General features: G+C 55.9%; 16 protein-coding genes and 2 pseudogenes. 7 read left to right on the top strand and 11 right to left on the bottom strand.

Translation table 11 applies throughout. The features are described from left to right. The first annotated feature begins 64 nt into the window (after positions 1-64). Positions 65-2,209 carry a glutamine synthetase III gene (locus AYT24_RS06380; RefSeq protein ID WP_010933078.1) on the top strand — a complete coding sequence of 715 codons (2,145 nt, stop codon included), beginning with the start codon at positions 65-67 and terminating at the stop codon, positions 2,207-2,209. 96 nt (positions 2,210-2,305) lie between these two features. Here AYT24_RS06380 and AYT24_RS06375 read toward each other — a convergent pair whose 3' ends face one another. Beyond that, complete coding sequence (locus tag AYT24_RS06375) at positions 2,306-2,722, bottom strand: secondary thiamine-phosphate synthase enzyme YjbQ (protein WP_010933077.1); 417 nt, start codon at positions 2,720-2,722, stop codon at positions 2,306-2,308. Between the two features lie 116 nt (positions 2,723-2,838). Between AYT24_RS06375 and AYT24_RS06370 the strand changes: the two genes are divergently transcribed. Further along, positions 2,839-3,354 carry a hypothetical protein gene (locus tag AYT24_RS06370; RefSeq protein WP_010933076.1) on the top strand — a complete coding sequence of 172 codons (516 nt, stop codon included), beginning with the start codon at positions 2,839-2,841 and terminating at the stop codon, positions 3,352-3,354. 23 nt (positions 3,355-3,377) lie between these two features. Continuing rightward, positions 3,378-4,190: a pantothenate kinase gene (locus AYT24_RS06365; RefSeq protein ID WP_010933075.1), complete on the top strand. Its 813-nt coding sequence runs from the start codon at positions 3,378-3,380 to the stop codon at positions 4,188-4,190. A 107-nt stretch (positions 4,191-4,297) separates the two neighbouring features. Here AYT24_RS06365 and aroB read toward each other — a convergent pair whose 3' ends face one another. Both aroB and AYT24_RS06355 read right to left on the bottom strand, forming a co-directional pair. Beyond that, the gene (aroB, locus tag AYT24_RS06360) at positions 4,298-5,404 is read right to left on the bottom strand and encodes a 3-dehydroquinate synthase (protein WP_010933073.1); all 1,107 of its coding nucleotides are present in this window, start codon (positions 5,402-5,404) and stop codon (positions 4,298-4,300) included. Positions 5,405-5,407: 3 nt separating this feature from the next. Next, complete coding sequence (locus AYT24_RS06355) at positions 5,408-5,983, bottom strand: shikimate kinase (protein ID WP_010933072.1); 576 nt, start codon at positions 5,981-5,983, stop codon at positions 5,408-5,410. A gap of 155 nt (positions 5,984-6,138) precedes the next feature. On the opposite strand from AYT24_RS06355, the gene AYT24_RS06350 reads away from it, so the two are divergent. Further along, positions 6,139-6,726, top strand: a complete 588-nt coding sequence (locus AYT24_RS06350; RefSeq protein ID WP_226986784.1) for a glutamine amidotransferase — start codon at positions 6,139-6,141, stop codon at positions 6,724-6,726. Here AYT24_RS06350 and AYT24_RS06345 read toward each other — a convergent pair. After that, complete coding sequence (locus tag AYT24_RS06345; RefSeq protein ID WP_010933069.1) at positions 6,689-8,893, bottom strand: SF1B family DNA helicase RecD2; 2,205 nt, start codon at positions 8,891-8,893, stop codon at positions 6,689-6,691. The two genes, AYT24_RS06350 and AYT24_RS06345, sit on opposite strands and share 38 nt — an antisense overlap. A gap of 40 nt (positions 8,894-8,933) precedes the next feature. Next, the gene (locus AYT24_RS06340; protein WP_010933068.1) at positions 8,934-9,845 is read right to left on the bottom strand and encodes a hypothetical protein; all 912 of its coding nucleotides are present in this window, start codon (positions 9,843-9,845) and stop codon (positions 8,934-8,936) included. A gap of 152 nt (positions 9,846-9,997) precedes the next feature. On the opposite strand from AYT24_RS06340, the gene AYT24_RS06335 reads away from it, so the two are divergent. Next, the gene (locus tag AYT24_RS06335; RefSeq protein ID WP_226986783.1) at positions 9,998-10,546 is read left to right on the top strand and encodes an HD domain-containing protein; all 549 of its coding nucleotides are present in this window, start codon (positions 9,998-10,000) and stop codon (positions 10,544-10,546) included. Between the two features lie 135 nt (positions 10,547-10,681). Continuing rightward, positions 10,682-11,650, top strand: a complete 969-nt coding sequence (locus AYT24_RS06330) for a COG2958 family protein (protein WP_010933066.1) — start codon at positions 10,682-10,684, stop codon at positions 11,648-11,650. Between the two features lie 63 nt (positions 11,651-11,713). Here the strand turns inward: AYT24_RS06330 and rimO are convergent, their stop codons facing one another. Further along, the gene (gene rimO / locus AYT24_RS06325; protein ID WP_010933065.1) at positions 11,714-13,018 is read right to left on the bottom strand and encodes a 30S ribosomal protein S12 methylthiotransferase RimO; all 1,305 of its coding nucleotides are present in this window, start codon (positions 13,016-13,018) and stop codon (positions 11,714-11,716) included. Then, the gene (tgt, locus tag AYT24_RS06320; RefSeq protein ID WP_010933064.1) at positions 13,005-14,138 is read right to left on the bottom strand and encodes a tRNA guanosine(34) transglycosylase Tgt; all 1,134 of its coding nucleotides are present in this window, start codon (positions 14,136-14,138) and stop codon (positions 13,005-13,007) included. The genes rimO and tgt overlap by 14 nt, the downstream gene beginning before the upstream one ends. A 280-nt stretch (positions 14,139-14,418) precedes the next feature. Between tgt and AYT24_RS06315 the strand changes: the two genes are divergently transcribed. Then, entirely contained in the window at positions 14,419-16,869 is a 2,451-nt protein-coding gene (locus tag AYT24_RS06315) for a PAS domain S-box protein (protein ID WP_226986782.1), read from the top strand. 46 nt (positions 16,870-16,915) lie between these two features. Here the strand turns inward: AYT24_RS06315 and AYT24_RS10520 are convergent. From AYT24_RS10520 to AYT24_RS06295, 4 genes and pseudogenes are all read right to left on the bottom strand, one after another. After that, a pseudogene (locus AYT24_RS10520) lies at positions 16,916-17,197 on the bottom strand (hypothetical protein); the annotation flags it as partial. Next, positions 17,184-17,492: pseudogene (locus AYT24_RS06305) on the bottom strand (circularly permuted type 2 ATP-grasp protein); the annotation flags it as partial. The pseudogenes AYT24_RS06305 and AYT24_RS10520, both read right to left, overlap by 14 nt. 145 nt (positions 17,493-17,637) lie before the next feature. Next, the gene (locus AYT24_RS06300; protein ID WP_164927026.1) at positions 17,638-18,318 is read right to left on the bottom strand and encodes an RNA-binding domain-containing protein; all 681 of its coding nucleotides are present in this window, start codon (positions 18,316-18,318) and stop codon (positions 17,638-17,640) included. 210 nt (positions 18,319-18,528) lie between these two features. Next, positions 18,529-20,418, bottom strand: a complete 1,890-nt coding sequence (locus AYT24_RS06295; RefSeq protein WP_010933059.1) for a chloride channel protein — start codon at positions 20,416-20,418, stop codon at positions 18,529-18,531. Between the last annotated feature and the right edge of the window lie 266 nt (positions 20,419-20,684).

Genomic DNA, 20,684 nt, shown 5'->3' with positions numbered 1-20,684 from the left:
AGCAGTCATTTCAGGTTTAATCAACCACGTTTAAAACAGTCCAAAACAAGTAAAGGAGGATCTCTTGAGTAACGAGAGCAAAAAACCGGTGGCGTCCTACTATGGCGCATTGACCTTTGGTACTGAAGCCATGAGAGCAAAGCTTCCCAAAGAGGTGTTCAAGGCGCTGCAGGACACGATCAAAGCTGGCAAGAAACTTCCCGCTGACATCGCTGGCGTTGTAGCCCACGGGATGAAAGAGTGGGCTATGGAGCATGGCGCTACCCACTATACCCACTGGTTCCAGCCGATGACCGGCACGACCGCAGAAAAACACGATGCCTTCCTGACCACCCAGATGGATGGCACCGTGATCGAGCGTTTTTCGGGCGAGCAGCTCATCCAGGGTGAGCCTGACGCTTCGAGCTTCCCGTCGGGCGGCATGCGTTCGACCTTCGAGGCCCGCGGCTACACCGCATGGGACCCCTCCAGCCCGGCATTCCTGATGAAGGGCGGCAAGGGCATGACCCTCTGCATTCCGACGGTCTTTATCTCTTATCACGGTGAGGCTCTTGACGAGAAGACTCCGCTGCTGCGCTCCATGGATGCTGTCAGCAAGGCCGCCATCCGCCTGCTCGATACCATCGGTATCACTGGCGTGACCAAGGTCAACACCTATGCCGGTCCCGAGCAGGAGTACTTCCTGATCGACAAAAAGTTCTATGCCCAGCGTCCTGACCTCATAATGACTGGCCGCACCCTGCTTGGTGCACTGCCGCCGAAGGGTCAGCAGCTTGAGGATCACTACTTCGGTTCGATTCCTGATCGCGTGCTCGAGTTCATGCAAGAGGTCGAAGAGGAACTCTTCTTGCTCGGCATTCCGGCCAAGACTCGTCACAACGAGGTTGCTCCGCACCAGTTCGAAATCGCTCCGATCTTCGAACAAGTCAACCTTGCTTCCGATCACAACCTGCTCGTCATGGAGGTGATGCGCAAGGTGGCCGACAAGAAAGGCTTTGCCCTTCTTCTCTTTGAAAAGCCCTTCGCAGGCATCAACGGCTCTGGCAAACACAACAACTGGTCGATCGGCATCGATGGCGGCATGAACCTTCTCGATCCCGGTGATACTCCTGAGTCCAACATCAGCTTCCTCGTTTTCCTCGTCGCCGTGCTCAAGGGTGTGCTGAAACGCTCCGCGATTCTCCGCGCGTCGGTCGCCAGCATCGGCAACGATCACCGTCTTGGCGCCAACGAGGCTCCACCGGCTGTTATCACCGTCTTCCTTGGCGACCTGCTTGAGAAGGTGCTTGACGCCATCGAGAGCGGCAAGGTCGATCTAAAAACCGAGAAGCAGATTCTTGACCTCGGCCTCAGCCACGTGCCGGTGCTCAACAAGGACTACACCGACCGTAACCGCACCTCGCCGTTCGCCTTCACCGGCAACAAGTTCGAGTTCCGCGCCGTTGGCTCCAGCCAGCCGATTTCGGTTCCGAACATGGTGCTCAATACCATTATGGCCGAAGCCCTCGATGACCTGAACGCTGAAATTCTCGCCAAGATCGAGGGCGGCATGGCTAAAGAGGATGCGATTCTCGCCGCCGTGCGCGATGGCATCATCGCCACCAAGGCTGTGCGTTACCCTGGCGACAACTACAGCGAAGATCTCCAGAGGGCTGCTGCCGAGCGTGGTCTGCCGAACATGAAGAACACCCCGGAATCGGTTCGCGCCTGGACCGACAAGGACACCGTCAGTATGTTCGTCAAGTACGGCGTTCTGACTGCCGAGGAGATCGAGTCCCGCTACAACGTCCGTATTGAGCGCTACGTCAAAGGCATCGATATCGAGGCTCGCACGCTTCTGCTCATGATCAAGACCATGGTTATTCCGGACGCATCGGAGTACCAGGGCGATCTGGCCAGCTCCTTCAACAACCTGGCTGCAGCCGCTGAATCCATCGGCCTGTCCGATGCAGCGCTCCAGAGCCAGGCTGGTCTTCTCAAGACGCTGGCCGAAGATCTGTCGAAGCTGATTGATCTGACCGCCATTCTCGAAGAGACCATCGAGGAGATGGAAGAGCAGGAGAGCGAGCTCGACAAGGCCGATTTCTGCTCTGCAAGGCTTCTGCCCTGCATGAATGCCATCCGCGAGGTTGCCGACAAGATCGAGGTACAGGTCGATCGCAGCCGCTGGCAGCTTCCAACCTACTCCGAGATGCTCTTCGAGCACTAAGAGCTGGAGCGAAAGCACAAGTAAAAAGAGGCCTGCGAAAGCGGGCCTCTTTTGTTTTGGGCGGAGAAGAGGACGCGGTGGCTGAAAAAGGGAAGACTACGCTCCGATGATTTTGATGAGCACTCGTTTGCGGCGGCGTCCATCGAACTCTCCGTAGAAGATTTGTTCCCAGGGGCCGAGGTGAAGTTCGCCTTTGGTGACGGCCACCACCACTTCGCGACCCATGATCTGGCGTTTGTGGTGCGCGTCGCCATTGTCCTCGCCGGTGCGGTTGTGCTGGTAATGCGACGGGTTGTGCGGGGCAAGCTCTTCGAGCCACTGCTTGTAGTCGGCGTGCAGGCCCGGTTCGTCGTCGTTGATGAAGACCGAGGCGGTGATGTGCATCGCGTTGACCAGGCACAGCCCCTCCCGGATGCCGCTTTCATCGAGCGCACGCGAAACGTCGCGGGTGATGTTGACGAAATCCATTCGCGATGGCACCTCCATCCAGAGCTCTTTGTGGTACGATTTCATAGGTCTTTTACTTCGGGTTTGAGCGGGATGATGTTGGAACGGCTTTGTGTTTATCGCTCGAAAAGCCGTATAATTGTCGTTCAAAGATAACAAGAAACATCTCAAGGTTTGCGCCCATGACCGAACTCTTCCAGTACCCGATGTCGTATCCCGGCTGGTGGCTCAACAACTACTACTACTTTACCTGGACGCTGGCCATGCTGTTTCTCGCTGGAGGGTGGGCCATTTTCTACCGGTACGGCAAGTTCAGTTATGGCGTCGATTTCGGCTGTTTCTGGAAAACTGCCCTTCTGGTCATCATGACGACCATCGCCCTCGGCGTTCCGTCGTATTACAACACGAAATTCGTCGCGCAACATGGCAATGACGGAGATTCCGTTTTGCTTACGCCCGACCGCATCGAGTACCGTTACCGCAACGGCGAGAAGAAGATGTTTCTTTTGAAAGACATCGTGTCGATTTATCAGGAACCGGTGACCTACAACCCGCCGCCGAAGATTTTCATTGTTGCCAAAAACGCCGGACTCCGGGATTCGATCACCGTCACCGAGGGCAAATACGGCCTTCCGGACGTTGACAAGCTGCTTGCAGCGCTGTCGGCCAGGACGGGCTTGCAGATCAAACGGCCCTAAACACGGTATCCGGCGCATTTCCCATGCAGAGTTCCCGGGGCGCACGAGCTGCCGACGTGCCTGTGCGGCTGGTCGTTGACATCGGCAATACCAGCACGACGTTGGCGATTTTCACCGGTGATGAAGAGCCGTCGGTCGAGTCGGTACCGAGTGCGTTGTTTGCCGATTCCAGCACAATGCGCGAAGTGTTTGGCAACATGGCCCGGAAGCACGGCGAGCCACAGGCCATCGCCATTTGCAGCGTGGTGCCTTCCGCTACCGCCGTCGGTTCGGCGCTTCTCGAATCACTTTTCTCCGTACCGGTGCTGACCATCTGCTGTAAGCTCCGTTTTCCTTTTCGTCTCGACTACGCAACCCCGCACACCTTCGGCGCGGATCGCCTTGCCCTGTGCGCATGGAGCCGACATCTCTTTTCTGAAAAACCGGTTATCGCCGTCGATATCGGCACGGCCATCACCTTCGACGTGCTCGACACGGTGGGGAATTATCGCGGTGGTCTCATCATGCCGGGTATCGACATGATGGCCGGAGCGCTTCATTCGAGAACCGCCCAGCTTCCCCAGGTGCGCATCGACAGGCCGGAGAGCCTTCTCGGGCGCTCGACGACCGAATGCATCAAAAGCGGAGTTTTCTGGGGAGTGGTCAAACAGATCGGCGGCCTCGTGGACGCCATTCGCGGCGACCTTGTACGCGACTTTGGCGAGTCAACGGTCGAAGTGATTGTCACCGGCGGCAATAGCAGGATTATCGTTCCGGAGATCGGCCCTGTCAGTGTTATCGACGAACTCGCTGTCCTGCGCGGCAGCGATCTTTTGCTGCGGATGAATATGCCGTGAATCCCGCCGCTACAAAGTTTCGACCTTGAGGCTTACCTTTTCTCTTCTCACCCCGGCTTGAAAGCCGGGACAACAGAAAAGAATGTAACGATCGAGTGGCAGCAGGGTTAAAACCCTGCTGAAGAGAACCACCCCATTGCATCGTCAATTGCCTGCAGCACATCGGTTTTTGTGATGTCCTTGTCGTGCAGGAAAGCGTGCCCGATGCGGTCGAGCAGGACGAAGCGGAGCTGCTTGTCGATCTTCTTTTTGTCGGAGAGCATACTCTCCACCAGCTCGTCGCGGTCGAGTGAAAGGAAGCGCTTGTTGACCAGGCCGCGCGGGAAGCGGAAGCGGGCGAGCAGCGCGAGTCCTTCGCGCAGATCAGCTTCGGCGAGGAATCCCGGCCGGTGCGAAAGGAAGAGCGCGCAGACCATGCCGATGGTGACTGCCTCGCCGTGGCGCAGGTTGCGGTACCCGGCCATCTTTTCGAGGCCGTGCGCGAAGGTGTGGCCGAAGTTCAGCGTCGCTCGCAGTCCAGAGGTTTCGCGGAAATCCTTTTCCACCACGTTGGCCTTGATGAAAGCGCTGCGGCTGACCGCTTTGGAGAGCCAAGGTTCTTCGAGGCGTACCACCTCGTCCCAATGTTTGGTAAGCAGGTCGAAAAACTCCCGGTCAGCGATGAATCCGTACTTCACCACTTCCGACATGCCTCCGTAAATTTCACGAGAGGGGAGTGTCCTGAGGTAGGCGGGGTCGATCAGCACCAGCTCCGGCATATGGAAGAAGCCGATGAGATTTTTGCCGAGCGGGTGGTTGATGGCCACCTTGCCGCCAATGGAGCTGTCGGTCATGGCGAGCAGCGTCGTTGGGAGCTGCACCACCGGAATGCCGCGGTAGTAGCTTGCCGCGATGTAGCCGCCGAGGTCGCCTACCACTCCGCCGCCTGCGCAGAGCAGGTTCCAGCTCCGGTCAACGTCCGCCTCGATCATCTGTCCATAGAGTTTCCATGCCGTCGAAACGCTTTTCGAGGTCTCGCGTGCGGGCACGACCAGCTCGATGGTGCGGAAGCCTTGGCGCTGCATCGATTCGATGATCGCGTCGCCGAAAAGCCTGCGGGTGTTCTCGTCGAAAAGCAGCACGGTTTTCTTGCCGAGTCCCCTTGTGGCGTAGAGTTCACCGACGGAGTCGATGACCGGCGTTCTGACGATGATATGGCTGGACGGAGTCTGCATGTCTTACTTCTCGTTAGTGTTGTTTTTCGACGCGCGGCGGATGTGCCGCTCGATTTTGCGTGTCAACTCCTCGACACTTGCGCCGATCTTTTTCGAGTCGGTGAAGAGCACCAGATCGGCTTTCAGGTAGCGGGGTTCCCGTTTTTTCAGAAGCTCCGCGATGCGCTGCTGGATCTCTTCTCGCGTCAGCTTCCGCCCGTCCGGGCCTTTGAGCAGGGGGCGGTCGGTCTTGTGCTGGAGCCGGAGCGTGAGAATTTCAGGGCTGGACTTGAGGTAGATCAGGGTGCCGTGCGAGCGGATCAGCTCGAAGCATCGGTCGTTTTCGAGCACGCCGCCGCCAAGCGAGACCACCATCCGCTCCTGTTGGCCGATCTTTTCGAGCGTCCGGAGTTCGAGCGAGCGGAAGGCGGCCTCGCCATCTTCGGCGAAAATCCGGTTGATGCTCTTCCCGGCGGTAAGCTCGATTTCGCGGTCGAGGTCAATGAACTCGAAGCCGAGCGAGTTGGCCAGGAGCGGGCCGATGGTCGATTTGCCTGAACCGCTGAAGCCGGTCAGAAATATGAGTGAGTGGTGTTTCATCCTGTGATTCGGCAGGCGCTGGCAGCCAGCTAGCCAGCTGTTGATTTGCGGCCAATATACGAAAAATGAGCGATAACCGGCTCAGGGCGATTGTTTTCGCCTGCGAAAGATGATCGCTTTGCGGCATCGAATACGATCATCTGACATCATCGTTTATGAAAAATCTGTACATCATCAAGGCAGGGAGCGCCTTCGCCACCGAGGCGCAGCGGCTGGGGGGATTTCGAGGAGTGGGTGGGGCGAGGCGTTGCCTGCTCCGGAGCTGTGTGCCGGGGTGTGACCGGCTCGCACGCGATGGTGATCGACAATTTGCTGTGGAGCGTCGCCATCGGGTGGTGGATTCGGGAGCTGATCGCCATCCGCACGGGCGGGAGGCGGGCACGGTCTCCATCGAGCTGACGCCTGACGGCGAGCGCGACGCGCTTTTCGACGGCATCCCCGCGCGGTTCGTCGCCAACGCCACGTACGCGCAGAGCGTGCTGTGGCTGCCGCTGGGCGCTGTTCATCTCGCCTTCAACGGCTTCGAGCCGAACCACGCTTTCCGTGTGGGCGAATCGGCGTGGGGCGTACAGTTCCATCCCGAGTACACGAGGCAGATCATGGCAGTTTACCTGCGCGATGAGATCGCTGACCTCGAAGCGGCTGCCGAAGATGCCGGAGCGTTACGCGACGCTGTAACTGAAGCGCCGTTTGCCGGTCGGGTGCTTACAAATTTTGCCAGCTTTGTTTCCCGGACTCTCTGAGCCGCTGCACGAGCCCGGTCAGGCGGCGCTTTGACTTGCAGTTTTTGATGGCGAGTGTGAGCGCTTTCGGCTCGGCAACGATCACCACGAGCTTGCGTCCGCGCGTGACCGCCGTGTAGATGAGGTTGCGTTCGAGCAGCGTGAAGTGCTGCATGGCGAGCGGAATGACGACAGCCGGGTACTCGGAACCCTGGCTTTTGTGGATGCTTGTGGCGTAGGCGAGCGAGAGTTCGTCGAGATCGTTGAAATCGTACTCGGCGCGGTGGTGGTCGAAGAAGAAGGCTGTCGCGATTTCCGCCTCCGGGTCGATCGCTTCGATGAGGCCAATGTCGCCGTTGAAGACCTCCTTGTCGTAGTTGTTGACTGTCTGGATCACCTTGTCGCCTGGCGCGAAGGTGGTGCCGAAGCGCGTGACCTTCGGCTCGGAAGCTGGGTTGAGCTTCGCCTGAAGCTCGGCGTTCAGCGCGTGCACGCCGACGCCCCCCTTGTTCATCGGCGTGAGCACCTGCACGTCTTTGACCGCATCGAGGCCGAAGCGCTTCGGGATGCGCTCCGTGACGAGCTGTATCACCTTGTCGTGAATCTCCTCGGCCGAGGCCGCCTTCACCACGTAGAAATCCGACAGCTCCTCGCCCTCGGCGGTGAGCGGCATGTCGCCCTGGTTGATGCGGTGGGCGTTGACGACGATCATCGACTCGGCGGCCTGCCGGAAGATTTCGGTGAGCCGCACGGTCGGGATCGCCTCCGACGAGATCATATCGGCGAGCACCGCGCCGGGACCGACCGATGGGAGCTGATCGACGTCGCCGACGAAGACCACCGCCGCGTGGTCAGGGATGGCCGCCACGAGCTTCTGCATCAGCACCACATCGACCATCGAGGTTTCGTCAACCACCACGAACGAGGCGTCGAGCGGGTTGCCGCGTCCGCGCTTGAAGTCAAACGCCTGCGGGTCGAATTCGAGCAGGCGGTGGATCGTCTTGGCCTCGATGCCGGTCGATTCGGTGAGCCGTTTGGCCGCGCGTCCGGTGGGAGCACAGAGCGCCACGGAGACCTTTTCGCGCTGGAGCACCGAGAGGATTGCTTTGAGGATCGTCGTTTTGCCGACGCCCGGCCCGCCGGTGATGATCGAGACCTTGCTCGCCAGCACGAGCGTCACTGCGCTGCGCTGCGATGGCGAGAGTTCGAGAGCTGTCGTCTCCTCGATCCACGGCAGCGCGTCGTGCGGATCAAGTGCATTCCACGGCAGCGGGCCGCGCATCAGGCGATGCAGGCCGGAGGCGACGCCCGTTTCGGCGCGATGCAGCGATTCGAGGAAGATGCACGGCACGCCGTCGATCGTTTCGCCCACGATGCGGCGCGTCAGCTTTTCATTTTTCACCGCTTCGACCACGAGCGGATGGTCGATCTGGAGCAGGCGCGACGCCTCGTCAATCAGCGTCTCTTCCGGCACCGCACAGTGGCCGTTCTGCGACAGCTCGCCGAGCACGTGGCTGATGCCCGCTTCGGCCCGCATCAGTGAATTTTTCGCGACGCCGAGGCTCGTGGCGATGGCGTCGGCGGTCTGGAAGCCAATGCCTTCGATGTCGAGCGAGAGGCGGTACGGGTTTTCGGTGATCGTTGCGATGGCCTGTTCGCGGTAGCGGCGGTAAATCTTCCAGGCCCGCGCTGTACCGATGCCGTGCGATTGCAGGAAGAGCATGATGTCGCGGATCGCTTTCTGCTCGGCCCACGATTTGACGACCATGTCGAGCCGCTTGCGCCCGATGCCGGGGATTTCAAGCAGCCGCTCCGGATCGTTCTCGATCACTTCGAACACGGCGTCACCAAAACGCTCGATCAGCTTTTTAGCGTAGAAATTGCCGAGTCCCTTCACCTGTCCGGAGGCGAGGTAGCGTTCCTTGCCTTCGAGTGTAGTGGGTTGTGCGGGGGTGATTTTCGAGGCCTTGAACTGCAATCCATGCGTGCGGTCGTTCTGCCACGTGCCGACGCACTCCATGAATTCTCCAACCGCCGGTGATGTTGCGAGGCCTACCACAGCAACCGGCTCACGCTGCCCGGCGACCCGGAGGCGCAGCACCGTGAAGCCCGACTCCTCGCTGTGAAAAGTCACCCGCTCGACTGAACCGGAGAGGCGCTCTTCGTGTGAGTCGGCGGGTTTTTGCATGATTCGGGTGGCTGTTGTGGAGGACGAACGGAGCCGGGCTTTACGGCTTTCCGTTGGCGAGCTTCTGTAACGCTTCGAGTGCGCGGTCGCACCCGGCATCGGCTTTGCGCTTGTCGCCAAGCGACAGGGCTGCGGTGCTTCTGTTGGTGTTCAGTGTCGAGAGACGCACGATTTCGCTGTTGACGCGCATGAACTCGCTGAAGTCGGTTTTGGCTTCCCGGATGTAGGGACGGCTTTGTTTGCTGGTCATTTTGTCGAGTGCTTTCAGGGCGGAGCTGACTTTTGTCTGTTCAGCCTGCATCGAGGATTCGAACTTTTTCTTGTCGGCGTCAGCCATGGCATCGATATGGCGCGACTGGAGCAGTGCGATGTTGCGTATGGCGATGCGGGCATCTCCGGCGATCTTGTCCATCTGCGCTTTTCTGGCAGGCGGAGTGACCTTTGCCGTCAGTTTGGTGAGATTGTCGTCGATTTTATGCATCAGATCCGCGCCGATCGAGTTTGAGAGTTCAAGCGCCTTGTCATTGGTGTGTTGCGGGGCTGATTCGAGCAGCCCGGCGTTGATCTGCTGAACTTCTGCCCACGATTTGCCAAATCTGGCGACCAGCTCCTTCTCTTTTGCGGAGCCGCTTTTGGCGATGATCGCTTCAAGTGTTTTCAGGTCACGATTGACCTCCCGGGTCGCAGCTTTCGACTCCTCGGCGAACCTTGCCGATTCCTCGTCGCTTGTAGTCAGGACGGCGCTTTTCTCCTTTTCAGCGGAACGTGCGATGTTCATCCGCATATTCGCCAGAAGCGCCTGCTTCTGGGACCCGGTGGAGCCGCCGTTGATGATCGACGCGCTCTGGAGCCAGAACGAAGCCAGCAGCGTGATCAGTGCTGTCACCACAAGGCTCGCCGCCCATGCCAATCCTATGCTTTTGCTCGCTTCTTTTTCGTCCCTGTTCATCATGAGCGCCTCAATGGTTGATTGGTCATTCAGAGGTAATCCGTTGCTTCGGAATGTCCGGAAAAGTTTATTTTTTTAACGATTCGGGGAATATACAAAAGGGTGTGCATGATTTGCCGCCAAAAGGTTTAGCCTGTTTCGTGAAAATTAAAAATATGATGATGCAAGCCAAACCTGCAGAGGTGTCAATGGTCGATGCGCTGGTCGATCCCTGGCTGGGAGCGATCGGGCGTGATTTTGAAGGCTACCGCAACCATTGCCGCCGGGTGTTCATCTTTGCCTGCACGCTTGCCGGAGCGGAAGGGGAGAGCCGCGAGAAAATCGCTATCGCCGCTGCGTTTCACGACCTCGGCATCTGGACGGACAATACCTTCGACTATCTTGAACCCTCCAAGCGGCTCGCCAGTGCTTATCTCGCTTCGACGAGCAAGGCCGAGTGGACGGATGAGATCAAAGCGATGATCGAACAGCACCACAAGGTCACCCCGTGGAGTTGCAAGCCCGGCTGGCTTGTCGAGCCGTTCCGCAAAGCCGACTGGATCGACGTCACCCTCGGCGCCCGCAACTTCGAGCTCAACCGTAGCTACATCCGCGAAATCCAACGTCGCTATCCCAATGCCGGATTCCATGCTACGCTCGCCCGCCTGAGCTTTGAGCGGATGAAAACGCATCCGAAAGATCCGCTGCCGATGATGCGGTGGTAGGGTAAGCGAAGCGGCAGTTCAGCGATGAATGTGTGGAAATGGAGTTTAAAATCGATATAAAATGGTGTTTTGGCTTACCTGTTTTTGATCGATATATTTTTTGCACAACGATAAGCTTAACGATGGAGGCGAGATATGGCCGTTTACTCTTTTCTTGACCTTGCCTATGATGTTCTCAAAGTGGCAACCCAGCCTTTGACTTATCAGGAGGTTTGGCAGGCCGGAAAGGAGAATGGCCTTACAGACAAAATCAAGACATCAGGTAAGACTCCGTGGCAGAGTCTTGGGGCGCAACTGTATGTTGAAGTTCGAGACAACGAAGACTCCCGATTCATGAAAGTCGGGAAAAGACCTGCCCGCTTTTTTCTCAAAGATCGGGCGGCTGAATTAGCATCGGATGCAGTTGCCAAGATTGAGAAAGAGGAATCTAAGAAGAAGGAAAAGAAGACAGCGTATCACGAACGTGATATTCATCCACTGCTTACTTACTTCGCTTATGCAAATCCGAGTTTTAACCGTGGGCGCTCGATCTTTACAAAGACCATCTTTCATGAAAGATCGCAGAGATCCGGTTACAATGAGTGGATTCATCCAGATATTGTTGGATTCTATCTGCCTTTGGACGACTGGCGTCCTGATGTAATTGAATTCAACCGCCTTTCTGACAACAACTCTCTGAAGCTTTTCTCGTTTGAGGTGAAAAAGAGCCTTACGAAGGCTAACTACAGAGAGGCATACTTCCAGGCTGTATCTAACTCGTCGTGGGCACATGAAGGCTATCTTGTCGCTGCTGAGATACTCCAAGATGATGAGTTTCTCGCTGAACTTGAACGACTTGCTTCATCGTTCGGAATCGGCATCATTCATCTTGATCCGATAGACATCGACAGCTCCAGTATCCTCTATCCAGCAAGGGTTCGGGATATTCTTGACTGGGAAACGATAAACAAGCTCTGCGAACAAAACACGGATTTCGAGAAATTTCTTCAGGACGTGAAAATAGACTTCGAGTCCAAACGGATTCACCGGGCAGAGTTTGATGAGATCGTCAAAGACATTCGAAAGTATATCAGAGAGAAACTGAAGATTGAACCAGAGGCTTGACCGTATGCTGTAACCCGCACTGAAAGATTCGGCATGAGCTTTCAGCGCGATTTACTTTCATTTCTACCCGCTAATTCTCCCAAACAACTCATACGCCGTTGAATCCTCGATCATCACCTGTCGGAAATCGCCTTCTTCCACAGCTTCATCTCCAATCTCGATAATCACGTCGTTATCGACTTCGGGGGCGTCGTATTCTGTCCTTGCGTAGGCGACGCTTTCCTCAATCCGGTCGATGAGTACTTTCAGCGTCTGGCCTTCGAGTTTGCGGTTGAGGCTGGCCGAAATTCCTTCCTGGAGTTCCATCAGTTCGCCGACTCGTTTCTCCTTTTCCTCGTCGCTGACCGTGTCTTCAAGCGCGTAGGCAGAGGCGTGCTCTTCGTGGCGGTAGGGGAAGCAGCCGAGGCGGTCGAAGCGCGTCTGTCGGATGAAGTCGAGCAGTTCCTCAAACTCTGCGCGGGTTTCGCCGGGGTAGCCGGCGATCATGGTGGTGCGGAGGCGGATGTCGGGGTTCTTCTGGCGGATGTCGTCGATGAGCTGTTCGGTGGCCTTGCGCCCAATGCCGCGCTGCATCGATTTCAAGATGCGGTCGTTGATGTGCTGCAGCGGCATATCGATGTAGTTGCAGACGTTCGGACGTTCGCGCATGGTGCTGATCACCTCCAGCGGGAAGTTGAGCGGGTAGGCGTAGAGCAGGCGGATCCAGTTGAAGCCCATGTCGGAGAGGCGCAGCGTGAGGTCGTTGAGCGCGGACTTGCCGTAGAGGTCGTAGCCGTACACGCTGATGTCTTGTGCGATGAGGTTCAGCTCCTTGACGCCCTGCTGCTGGAGCAGCGCGGCTTCGCGCAGAAGCTGCTCGATGGGCTGGCTGACGTAGGGGCCTCGGATTTTCGGGATCGAGCAGAAGGAGCAGCGGCGGTTGCACCCTTCGGCGATTTTCAGGAAAGCGTAGTGCGGCGGCGTGAGCAGTTCGCGCCGGTCGAACAGCTCCTCGCGGTACTTTGCGCCAATGGCTGCCAGCACTTCCGGAAGTTCGCGGGTGCCAAAGAGACCGTCGATTTCCGGCATCTCTTCGGCGAGTTCCTTGCGGTAGAGTTCCACCAGGCACCCCATCACATAGACTTCGCGGACGACCCCCTCCTCCTTCTTGCCGATAGCGGCGAGTGTTTCGTCGATCGACTCCTGTTTGGCATCCTTGATGAAACCACAGGTGTTGATGAGGATGATGTCCGCTTCGTCAACATTGTCAGTAAAGGTCAGGCCGGAGGCGACCGCCTGCGCGGTGAGTCGCTCACTATCGACCGTGTTCTTCGAGCAGCCGAGGCTGAGCAGGAAGATTGCCGGTTTGCGTTCGTCAGTTTTTGTCATTGCTGTTGAACTCCATGAGGAATGACTCTTTCCAGTCGGTGAAGTCGCCTGCCGCGATGTGCTCGCGTGCCGTTCTGGTGAGCCAGAGGTAGAACGAGAGGTTCTGCATGGTGCAGAGCTTGAGGCCGAGAATTTCGCCCACGTTGAGCAGGTGGCGGATGTAGGCGCGGCTGTAGTTGCGGCAGACGTGGTTGTCGAAGCCTTCGTCGATGGGACGGAAGTCGTCGGCATACTTGCCCGCACGCAGGTTGATCGTCCCTTTGCGGGTATAGACGCGGCCGTTGCGACCCTCGCGCGTGGGGATGACGCAGTCGAACATGTCGATGCCGCGCTCGATAGCGTTGAGAATGTTCGCGGGCGTGCCGACGCCCATCAGGTAGCGCGGCTTCGATTCGGGCAAAATGGTGTGCGATAGCTCAAGCATCCGGTACATCTCCTCCGCAGGTTCGCCGACCGCCATGCCGCCGACCGCGTAGCCGTCAAAATCCATATCGACGAGCGCCCGGCTGGAGTGGGCACGCAGGTCGTCGAAGGTGCCGCCTTGCGTGATGCCGAACTGGAACTGTTCGTAGCCGTAGTGCGGTCGGGTCGAGAGGAAGTGCTTTCGTGCCCGCTCGGCCCAGCGCAGCGTCAGCTCGCCCGACTTCTGCACATACTCCTTTTCGGCAGGCCACGGCGGGCATTCGTCAAGCGGCATCATGATGTCGCTGCCGATAATACGTTGCGTATCAACGACGTTTTCCGGTGTAAAGTGGAGTTTCGAGCCGTCGAGGTGCGACTTGAACATCACCCCCTCTTCGCTGATTTTCCGCAGATCGGTCAGCGAATAGACCTGATAGCCGCCGCTGTCGGTCAACAACGGGCCATCCCAGTTCATGAAACGGTGCACGCCTCCAGCCTTGAAAAGTATATCGTTGCCGGGTTTCAGATAGAGGTGGTAAGTGTTGGCCAGAATGATCTTCGCATCGAGCGCTTTCAGCTCGTTCGGCTCGACTGATTTGACGCTCGCCCGCGTACCAACCGGCATGAAAATCGGCGTTGGAATGTCGCCGTGGCTGGTTGAGAGCACGCCGCAACGCGCGGCTGAGTGGCGGTCTGTCGAGAGAACTGAAAACTTCATATTGATGCGCGGGTGGCAAAAACGGATAGAGTGGTGATAACGATGAATGAAGGTAGGGAACCGTATTCACAAATAAAAATTGGTACGCTTCGCGTGTTCGTTAAAGCAATAATGAAGAAAATAACGGTATGAAATTTTATGGATGCGCAAAAATGTTGTAAGTTTAAAATATACGTCATAAAAAGTGAAAATTTGTGTATAAGATGCTACTGGTGTATAGGTGAGCAATATATGAAAGGTGTATTTTGAGTCCGGCAAACCTTTAAACATTATCTTCCTCATGTTAGAGAATAGCACAAACGCAATGTTCGGATTTTCGAATTCGGATATATCCGTTTCTTCTGGACATACTTCCCATCTGGATGAGGTGTTGCCTCAGTCCATGTACATGGTGGATGCGGATGGACGCATGGTACGCTGGAGCCCGTGGTTTCGGGACCGGATCGCCGGATTTTCTGACGCGGAGATGGCTTCGACCGATTTTCTTGAGCTGATCCATCCCGAAGACAGAGCGTTGGTTCGGCAGCGAATGCGGAAGATTCTCGATCAGGGCGTTCAGGACAGTCTTGAGGTCAGGATATTTCTCAAAGGTGGGCCTGCATTTCGCTGGTTTCTTCTTATGGCCAACCGATATGAATATGCCGGGCACTATTTCATAACCGGAACAGGCATTGATATTACCCGTCTGAAAAATGCGGGTATGGCTATGACGCTTGGTGAACAGCGGTACCGTTCAATGTTTGAACAGGCTGATGTTCCGGTGTTCATTACCGATACTGACGGTGCCCTTGTATATGTTTCTCCGGCTTTTGAAAAGATAACCGGTTACTCTTTTTCGGAATGCGAAGGTAGGCCATTCACCGAATGTTGCAAAGAAATTGAGCCGGGAGGCGCATCTCTTTCCATGTTTAGCGATGTCATTTCAAACGATTTTAACTGCAGGGCCGGCGAAATCACGATTCTCAAGAAAGATGGCTCGTCGTGTTACGTTGAATTGAAATTTCAGCGTTATCATGACAACCGTACCGCAGGTGCGATCGGGGTGCTTTGCGATCTCTCCCAGCGCAAAAGGTTTGAATTGCTGACGGAGTTCCGTCTCGAGCTTTTGCAGTATGCCGACAAGATGTCTATCGATGAAATTATGCAAAAGATGCTCGACAAAGCTGAAAAGCTTACGGACAGCCTGGCCAGCTTTATCTGTTTTCTTTCTCATGAGTCGGGTGGCGTGTCTGACTGTATTTTATCGAGCAGTTTTCGTGACCGGATGGGGGCGACGAGCCGAAGCGGGGAGCAGCTTCCCTTCGATGTGATGCCGTTTCTTAATGATGCCGTCAAATCCGGTCGTGCCAGTATTGTCAACGGATACCCTGAACAGGGGCATTCTGACGTTTCTTTTGATCATCCAGCCATATTCAGCAGTCTTGCAGTCCCGATCATCGAGCGCGGCAATGTTGTTGCCGTTCTGCTGGTTAGCAACAAGCGTACGCCCTATACCGACAATGATGCTCACTGGGTAGGTACGCTTACTGATCTTGTCTGGGAGATTGTGCTCCAGAAACGGGCCGCGCAGGCCGAGATTAACCATCAGTCGGTTCTGCTGCAAATTCAGAAGATGGAGCTTGTTGGTCAGCTTGCTGGTGGTATAGCTCATGATTTCAACAACATGCTTGGGGTTATTCTCGGCAATGCCGAACTGGCACTGTCGAGTGATGACCTTGAGGCATCGGTTGAGGAGAATCTGCAGGAGATTTACCGGGCGGCTGAACGTTCGGCTGAAATGATCAGCCAGTTGCTTGCATTCGCTCGAAAGCAGACGGCTATGCCCAAACTGGTGCATATCAATGAGGTAGTTCAGGATTCGCTGCCGATTCTGCAAAGAGTAGCGGGAGAAAAAATTGAGATTGAATTACGGCCATGTGGTGATGACTGCCGGCTTCACATCGATCCGTCCCAGATCGATCAGATTTTGATGAATCTCTGCCTTAATGCCCGTGATGCTATGAATGGTACCGGAAAAATCGTTATTGAGGTGAAGCGAATCAACATCGCCCCGTCACAGTATAGTAGCGGTGATTTCAGATTGCCAGGGGATTTCATCATGCTTTCCGTGACCGATACCGGTCAGGGGATTGCCGATATCCACAAATCGCACATTTTCGAGCCGTTTTTCACCACCAAGGCGCAGGGGAAAGGTACCGGTCTCGGACTTTCGTCGGTCTATGGTATTGTCAAACAGAACCGGGGGTTTGTCGATTTTGAAAGTAACGTGGGAGTCGGGACTACGTTCCATATCTATCTGCCTCTCTATAAAAAGCATGATGTTTCTGGAGCTGACAACGGCACCGTCAGCAGCAACAATGAACAGACGACGATTCTTGTTGTCGAAGATGAACCCGAAATTCTCAATCTTTGCCAGGTCATGCTTCAAAAGTCCGGATTCAAAGTGTATGCCGCCAACTCTCCATCCGAAGCCATCGTGATTGCCGAAGAAAACAGCGGCAAGATCGATTTGGTTCTGACCGATGTGGTTATGCCGGGGATGAACGGGGTTGATCTCGCCTCAAAGCTTTTGACCATCAGTCCCGGCTTCAGGGTGCTTTTTATGTCGGGATATCCGGCGGACGTGATTGCCAGTCACGGGGTGGATAACCCGCTGGTCAACGTCATCCGCAAGCCCTTCACGTTCAAGGCACTGGTCGAGAAAGTTCAGGAAAGCCTCGCCGTGGAGTGAACCGCCGGAAGCAGACGTCTCCGGTGCCGTTTATGCTTTTGATGACTCAGGCAGGGTGGTAATGTCGAGTTGTAGGCGTTTCACCGTCATGTTCCAGTGAGCTTGCCCTGATCGACACGCCGAGTTTTTCTGAAGAGGTGCCTTTGTAGGTGCCGCGTACCGGTGGTACGTCGCCATAGTCACGTCCTGTTTCGATCTTGATGTACCAGTCGCCCACGAAAAGCGTTTTGTGGGTCGGATCGAAACCCGCCCATCCCTTTCTCTTTTCCGGACCACACACTTCGCACCACGCGTGACTCGCCTCGTCCTGTCCCTCCGGAGTGCGGCCGTACGCCGACGAACTCGCGCCGGAAGTGCTTGCTGCCGAGCACCAGTTCGGGGGGAATAACCTTGTCCCTCAGGATTTTCTGATCCTGATAACTATCTGCGAGGAAAAGGCTTAATGCGGTGATGCGCTGGTTGCGGAAAAAGATGTTCACCAGCTCCCGCCTCGCCCGGATGTCTGCCGCCGAAAACTGAGTGAACCTCTATATCATGATGCCATAGTGAGCGCGCGGCCTATCGTCACTGGCGATTACCTCGTCGAAAAAGCGATCAGATTGCGGGTGATATTGATCGAACAGTCAGGTCATGGGCGGTAAAAAAAAGAAATTGCGGACTGCGTCTGGTTATCTGGGGCGACAGTTTAAATAAATGCGGTTATTTTTAGTTGTTTCCTAAATCAATAATACGAAGGTGTAGAGTGGGCGAGGCGATTTTGGATGGCCATCAGCGATGCGCCAGCGTGTAGCTGTTGTCGCCATTCGCGGTGTCGAGCCGCAACGCACCGGCCCTGACCAGCGACACAAGGATGCGCCGCGCCTCCTTCATCGGAATGCCGGCGCTGTCGGCGAACTCTTCGGCCGTGATCCGGTCATGCTCGTTCAGCCAGTCGAGCAGGCAGCGTTCTCGGCCGGTGAACGCAACTTTGAGCGGCTCGCGCGACGAGAGCATCAGCTCGATGCGATCGTCGGAGGCGGCCTTGTTGTGGCTGCCGTCGCGGATGAAGACCCGGCGCTCGACGCCATGCTTGCCTGTGTCGCGCCGGATGAGCGGTTCGATATGGAAATGGGGGCGTTCCGGACTTTTCGGAATATCGACAAGCAGCACCATCCGCCGCTTGAACTCCTCGAAGTGAACCTCAATGCGAGGCTTTGGCTCGATATGAAACCTCATTGCCTCGTCAATCACCTGAAGCGCCTCTTTCTCGCTCTGGATCCCCACGATCCGCCGGTCATCGTCAACCCCTATCAGGATGACGCCTCCGGAGGTGTTGGCGAATGCCGTGATCGAGCGGGCGATTTTGGGGGCGGAGTGGATGAGCCTCTTGAACTCGATACGCAATCCTTCGCCCTCTGCAACCAGATCGAGCAGGTTCGGAATGAGATATTCAGGCTTGTAACTGGTCATGAGGCATCTCCATCTTGTTTAATGAAGGCCGGGGTGGTCAGCCGGAGCAGCCGGGTCAACTCCGCAATTGAGAGGATGTTCCCTGATCCGATATACGTTCGCCTCTCGAACAAGCGATTCAGGGAGCACATCACAAAACCATACGCATCAGTTGCCGTTAATGCAAGCGGCTTTTGATTCTTGTGACAAATGAATCGTCACGGACGGCCATTACGCTGTTCGCTGGTCGGCCAGCTCACCGGCATCTTCACCGATGAGGTTCATCTGTTTGCGGTAATAGGAAAACGCCTCGTCCTGCTTGAGAATCCCGAGCAGCTTGCGTGAATGATATTCGACCACCGGCAGTGTCGAGTATTCGGAAATCTCGAAAATCTTCAGCGCCTCGTCGAGCTTGGAGGTGTCGTACAAGACGGTCACATTCTTTTTGACCAGATCATCAGCGATCATGCCGGGGAAGATACCATCCTTCAGCACGAGGCTCATCTCGTCGAGGCCGATGATGCCGACGAACGTTCCCTCTGGCGTCGTGATGAAAAAGTGCGAATCGCGGGTGTTGTAGAACGCATCGATGATGTTCTCCACCTTGGTGACATCGAAGAACTTGACGAATTTGCGCTGCATCACCTCCAGCACGCTGATATTTCCGGCAATGGTCAGTGCAATGCCGAAGCCGACACGCACATTCTCCTTTTCGAGCACGTAGGTTTCCATGGTGTAGGGATAAGCCAGCCGTGCCACCAGCGCCGAAGTAACCGCCGCAAACATGATGGGCAAGACGATCTCGTACTGACCGGTGACTTCAAACAAAATGAGGATAACAGTCAACGGTGCGCGCATGATTCCGGCGGTCACGGCGCCCATGCCAACCAGCGCGTAAGCCCCTGATGCGGCGGTGATTGCCGGAAAGAGATTGTTCACGACCTTGCCGAACATGCCGCCGAGCATCGCGCCCATCTTCATGGTCGGTGCGAACATGCCGCCCGAACCGCCAGAGCCGACCGTCAGCGCCACGACCACCGGCTTGAGCAGGTAGACGGCAACCATGTTCTCCCAGCTCTCCTGCCCGATCAGTGCCTTGTTGATAACCTCATAGCTGAAACCGTACAGTTCCGGCACCCACATACTGATCAAACCGCACAAAAGGCCACCGATAGCGGGCATCAACCACGCGGGAATGCGAAAGCGCTTTTCAATTTTCTGAATATGCTCTTCAATGAAGTAAAAGGTTCTGATGAACAGGACTGCGGTGAGACCGGCAAGGACGCCGAGAATGAAGTAGAACACCAGTTCGGTATTTGAAACGAGACTGTATTCGGGAACCTGAAAAGTCGGGTAATTGCCGAGATAGCTTCTCGAAAGTACGGTTCCCACCACGGCAGCCACCACGATAGGGCTGAATGTCTTGACGCTGAAATCGCCGAGAATCACCTCCACGGCGAACATCACGCCACCGATGGGCGCGTTGAACACGGCGGCAAGACCCGCTGCCGCGCCACAACCGAGGAGTGTCCGGGTTCTGCCCGGCGAAAACTTGAGCCACTGCGCCACGGTTGAACCGATCGATGCGCCTACCTGCGCGATCGGCGCCTCGCGTCCGCCGCCGCCCCCGGTTCCGATGCTGACCACCGAGGTGATGGTTTTGTGTATCCAGTTTTTCGTGGGAATTTTGCCATTTTTCTGTGCGACCGCCTTGATGACCGAAGGTAAGCCGTGCTCCGGCCTCGCCTTGACGACAAAAGCATTATACAGCCCGACAATCAGGCCGCCCAGAGCAGGAATGAGCGGAAGCAGAAAAATTCTGAGATAATTGTTGAAAGTCGGCAACCCGAGCGCGGTTGTGCCGTAGAAAAGGTATGAGCTGATGATCTTGATGGCGTCGTGAAAAATAACGGCGACGTAGCCCGTGACCAGTCCAACGAAAACGGCAACGAGAAGAAACGGAAGATCCTGATTGAGGTTGAGCTGGGCGAGGAACGAAGCCCAGGTCATGCGGACGAACTGCTGTGAAGAACCTTTGAAATAACGGCTTTTGCGAAGGATCAGATAGGTCAAGACAATAACACGCCGCTTGATGCGGCTGTTCTTAAAAAGCCAGCTCATTGAATCGGGTCAGTGGATTGGTAATCATGGCAATACTTGCAATGTATTTTTTCTGTATGTGGATACCAAACAAACGCTGATTTCGCAAGGCTTTCGATGGCGATTATCTTTTGGGCAAAGCTTTTTTTGAGATTGGGCTGAGAGCGTAGCGGAAATGGCCCGCATCTGGTCAGCCGTGCCACGCAGCATTGGTAGCCAGGGCGAATGTCGAAGCTCTGTTTTGCAGGGGAGGGAGAGATTTTGCCAACAAAAGCGAAGAAAAAAAA

Source organism: Chlorobaculum tepidum TLS, from assembly GCF_000006985.1.
Taxonomy (GTDB): domain Bacteria; phylum Bacteroidota; class Chlorobiia; order Chlorobiales; family Chlorobiaceae; genus Chlorobaculum; species Chlorobaculum tepidum.
The sequence above is the reverse complement of the archived record's forward strand: the minus strand, read 5'-3'. Positions and strand labels throughout refer to the sequence as shown.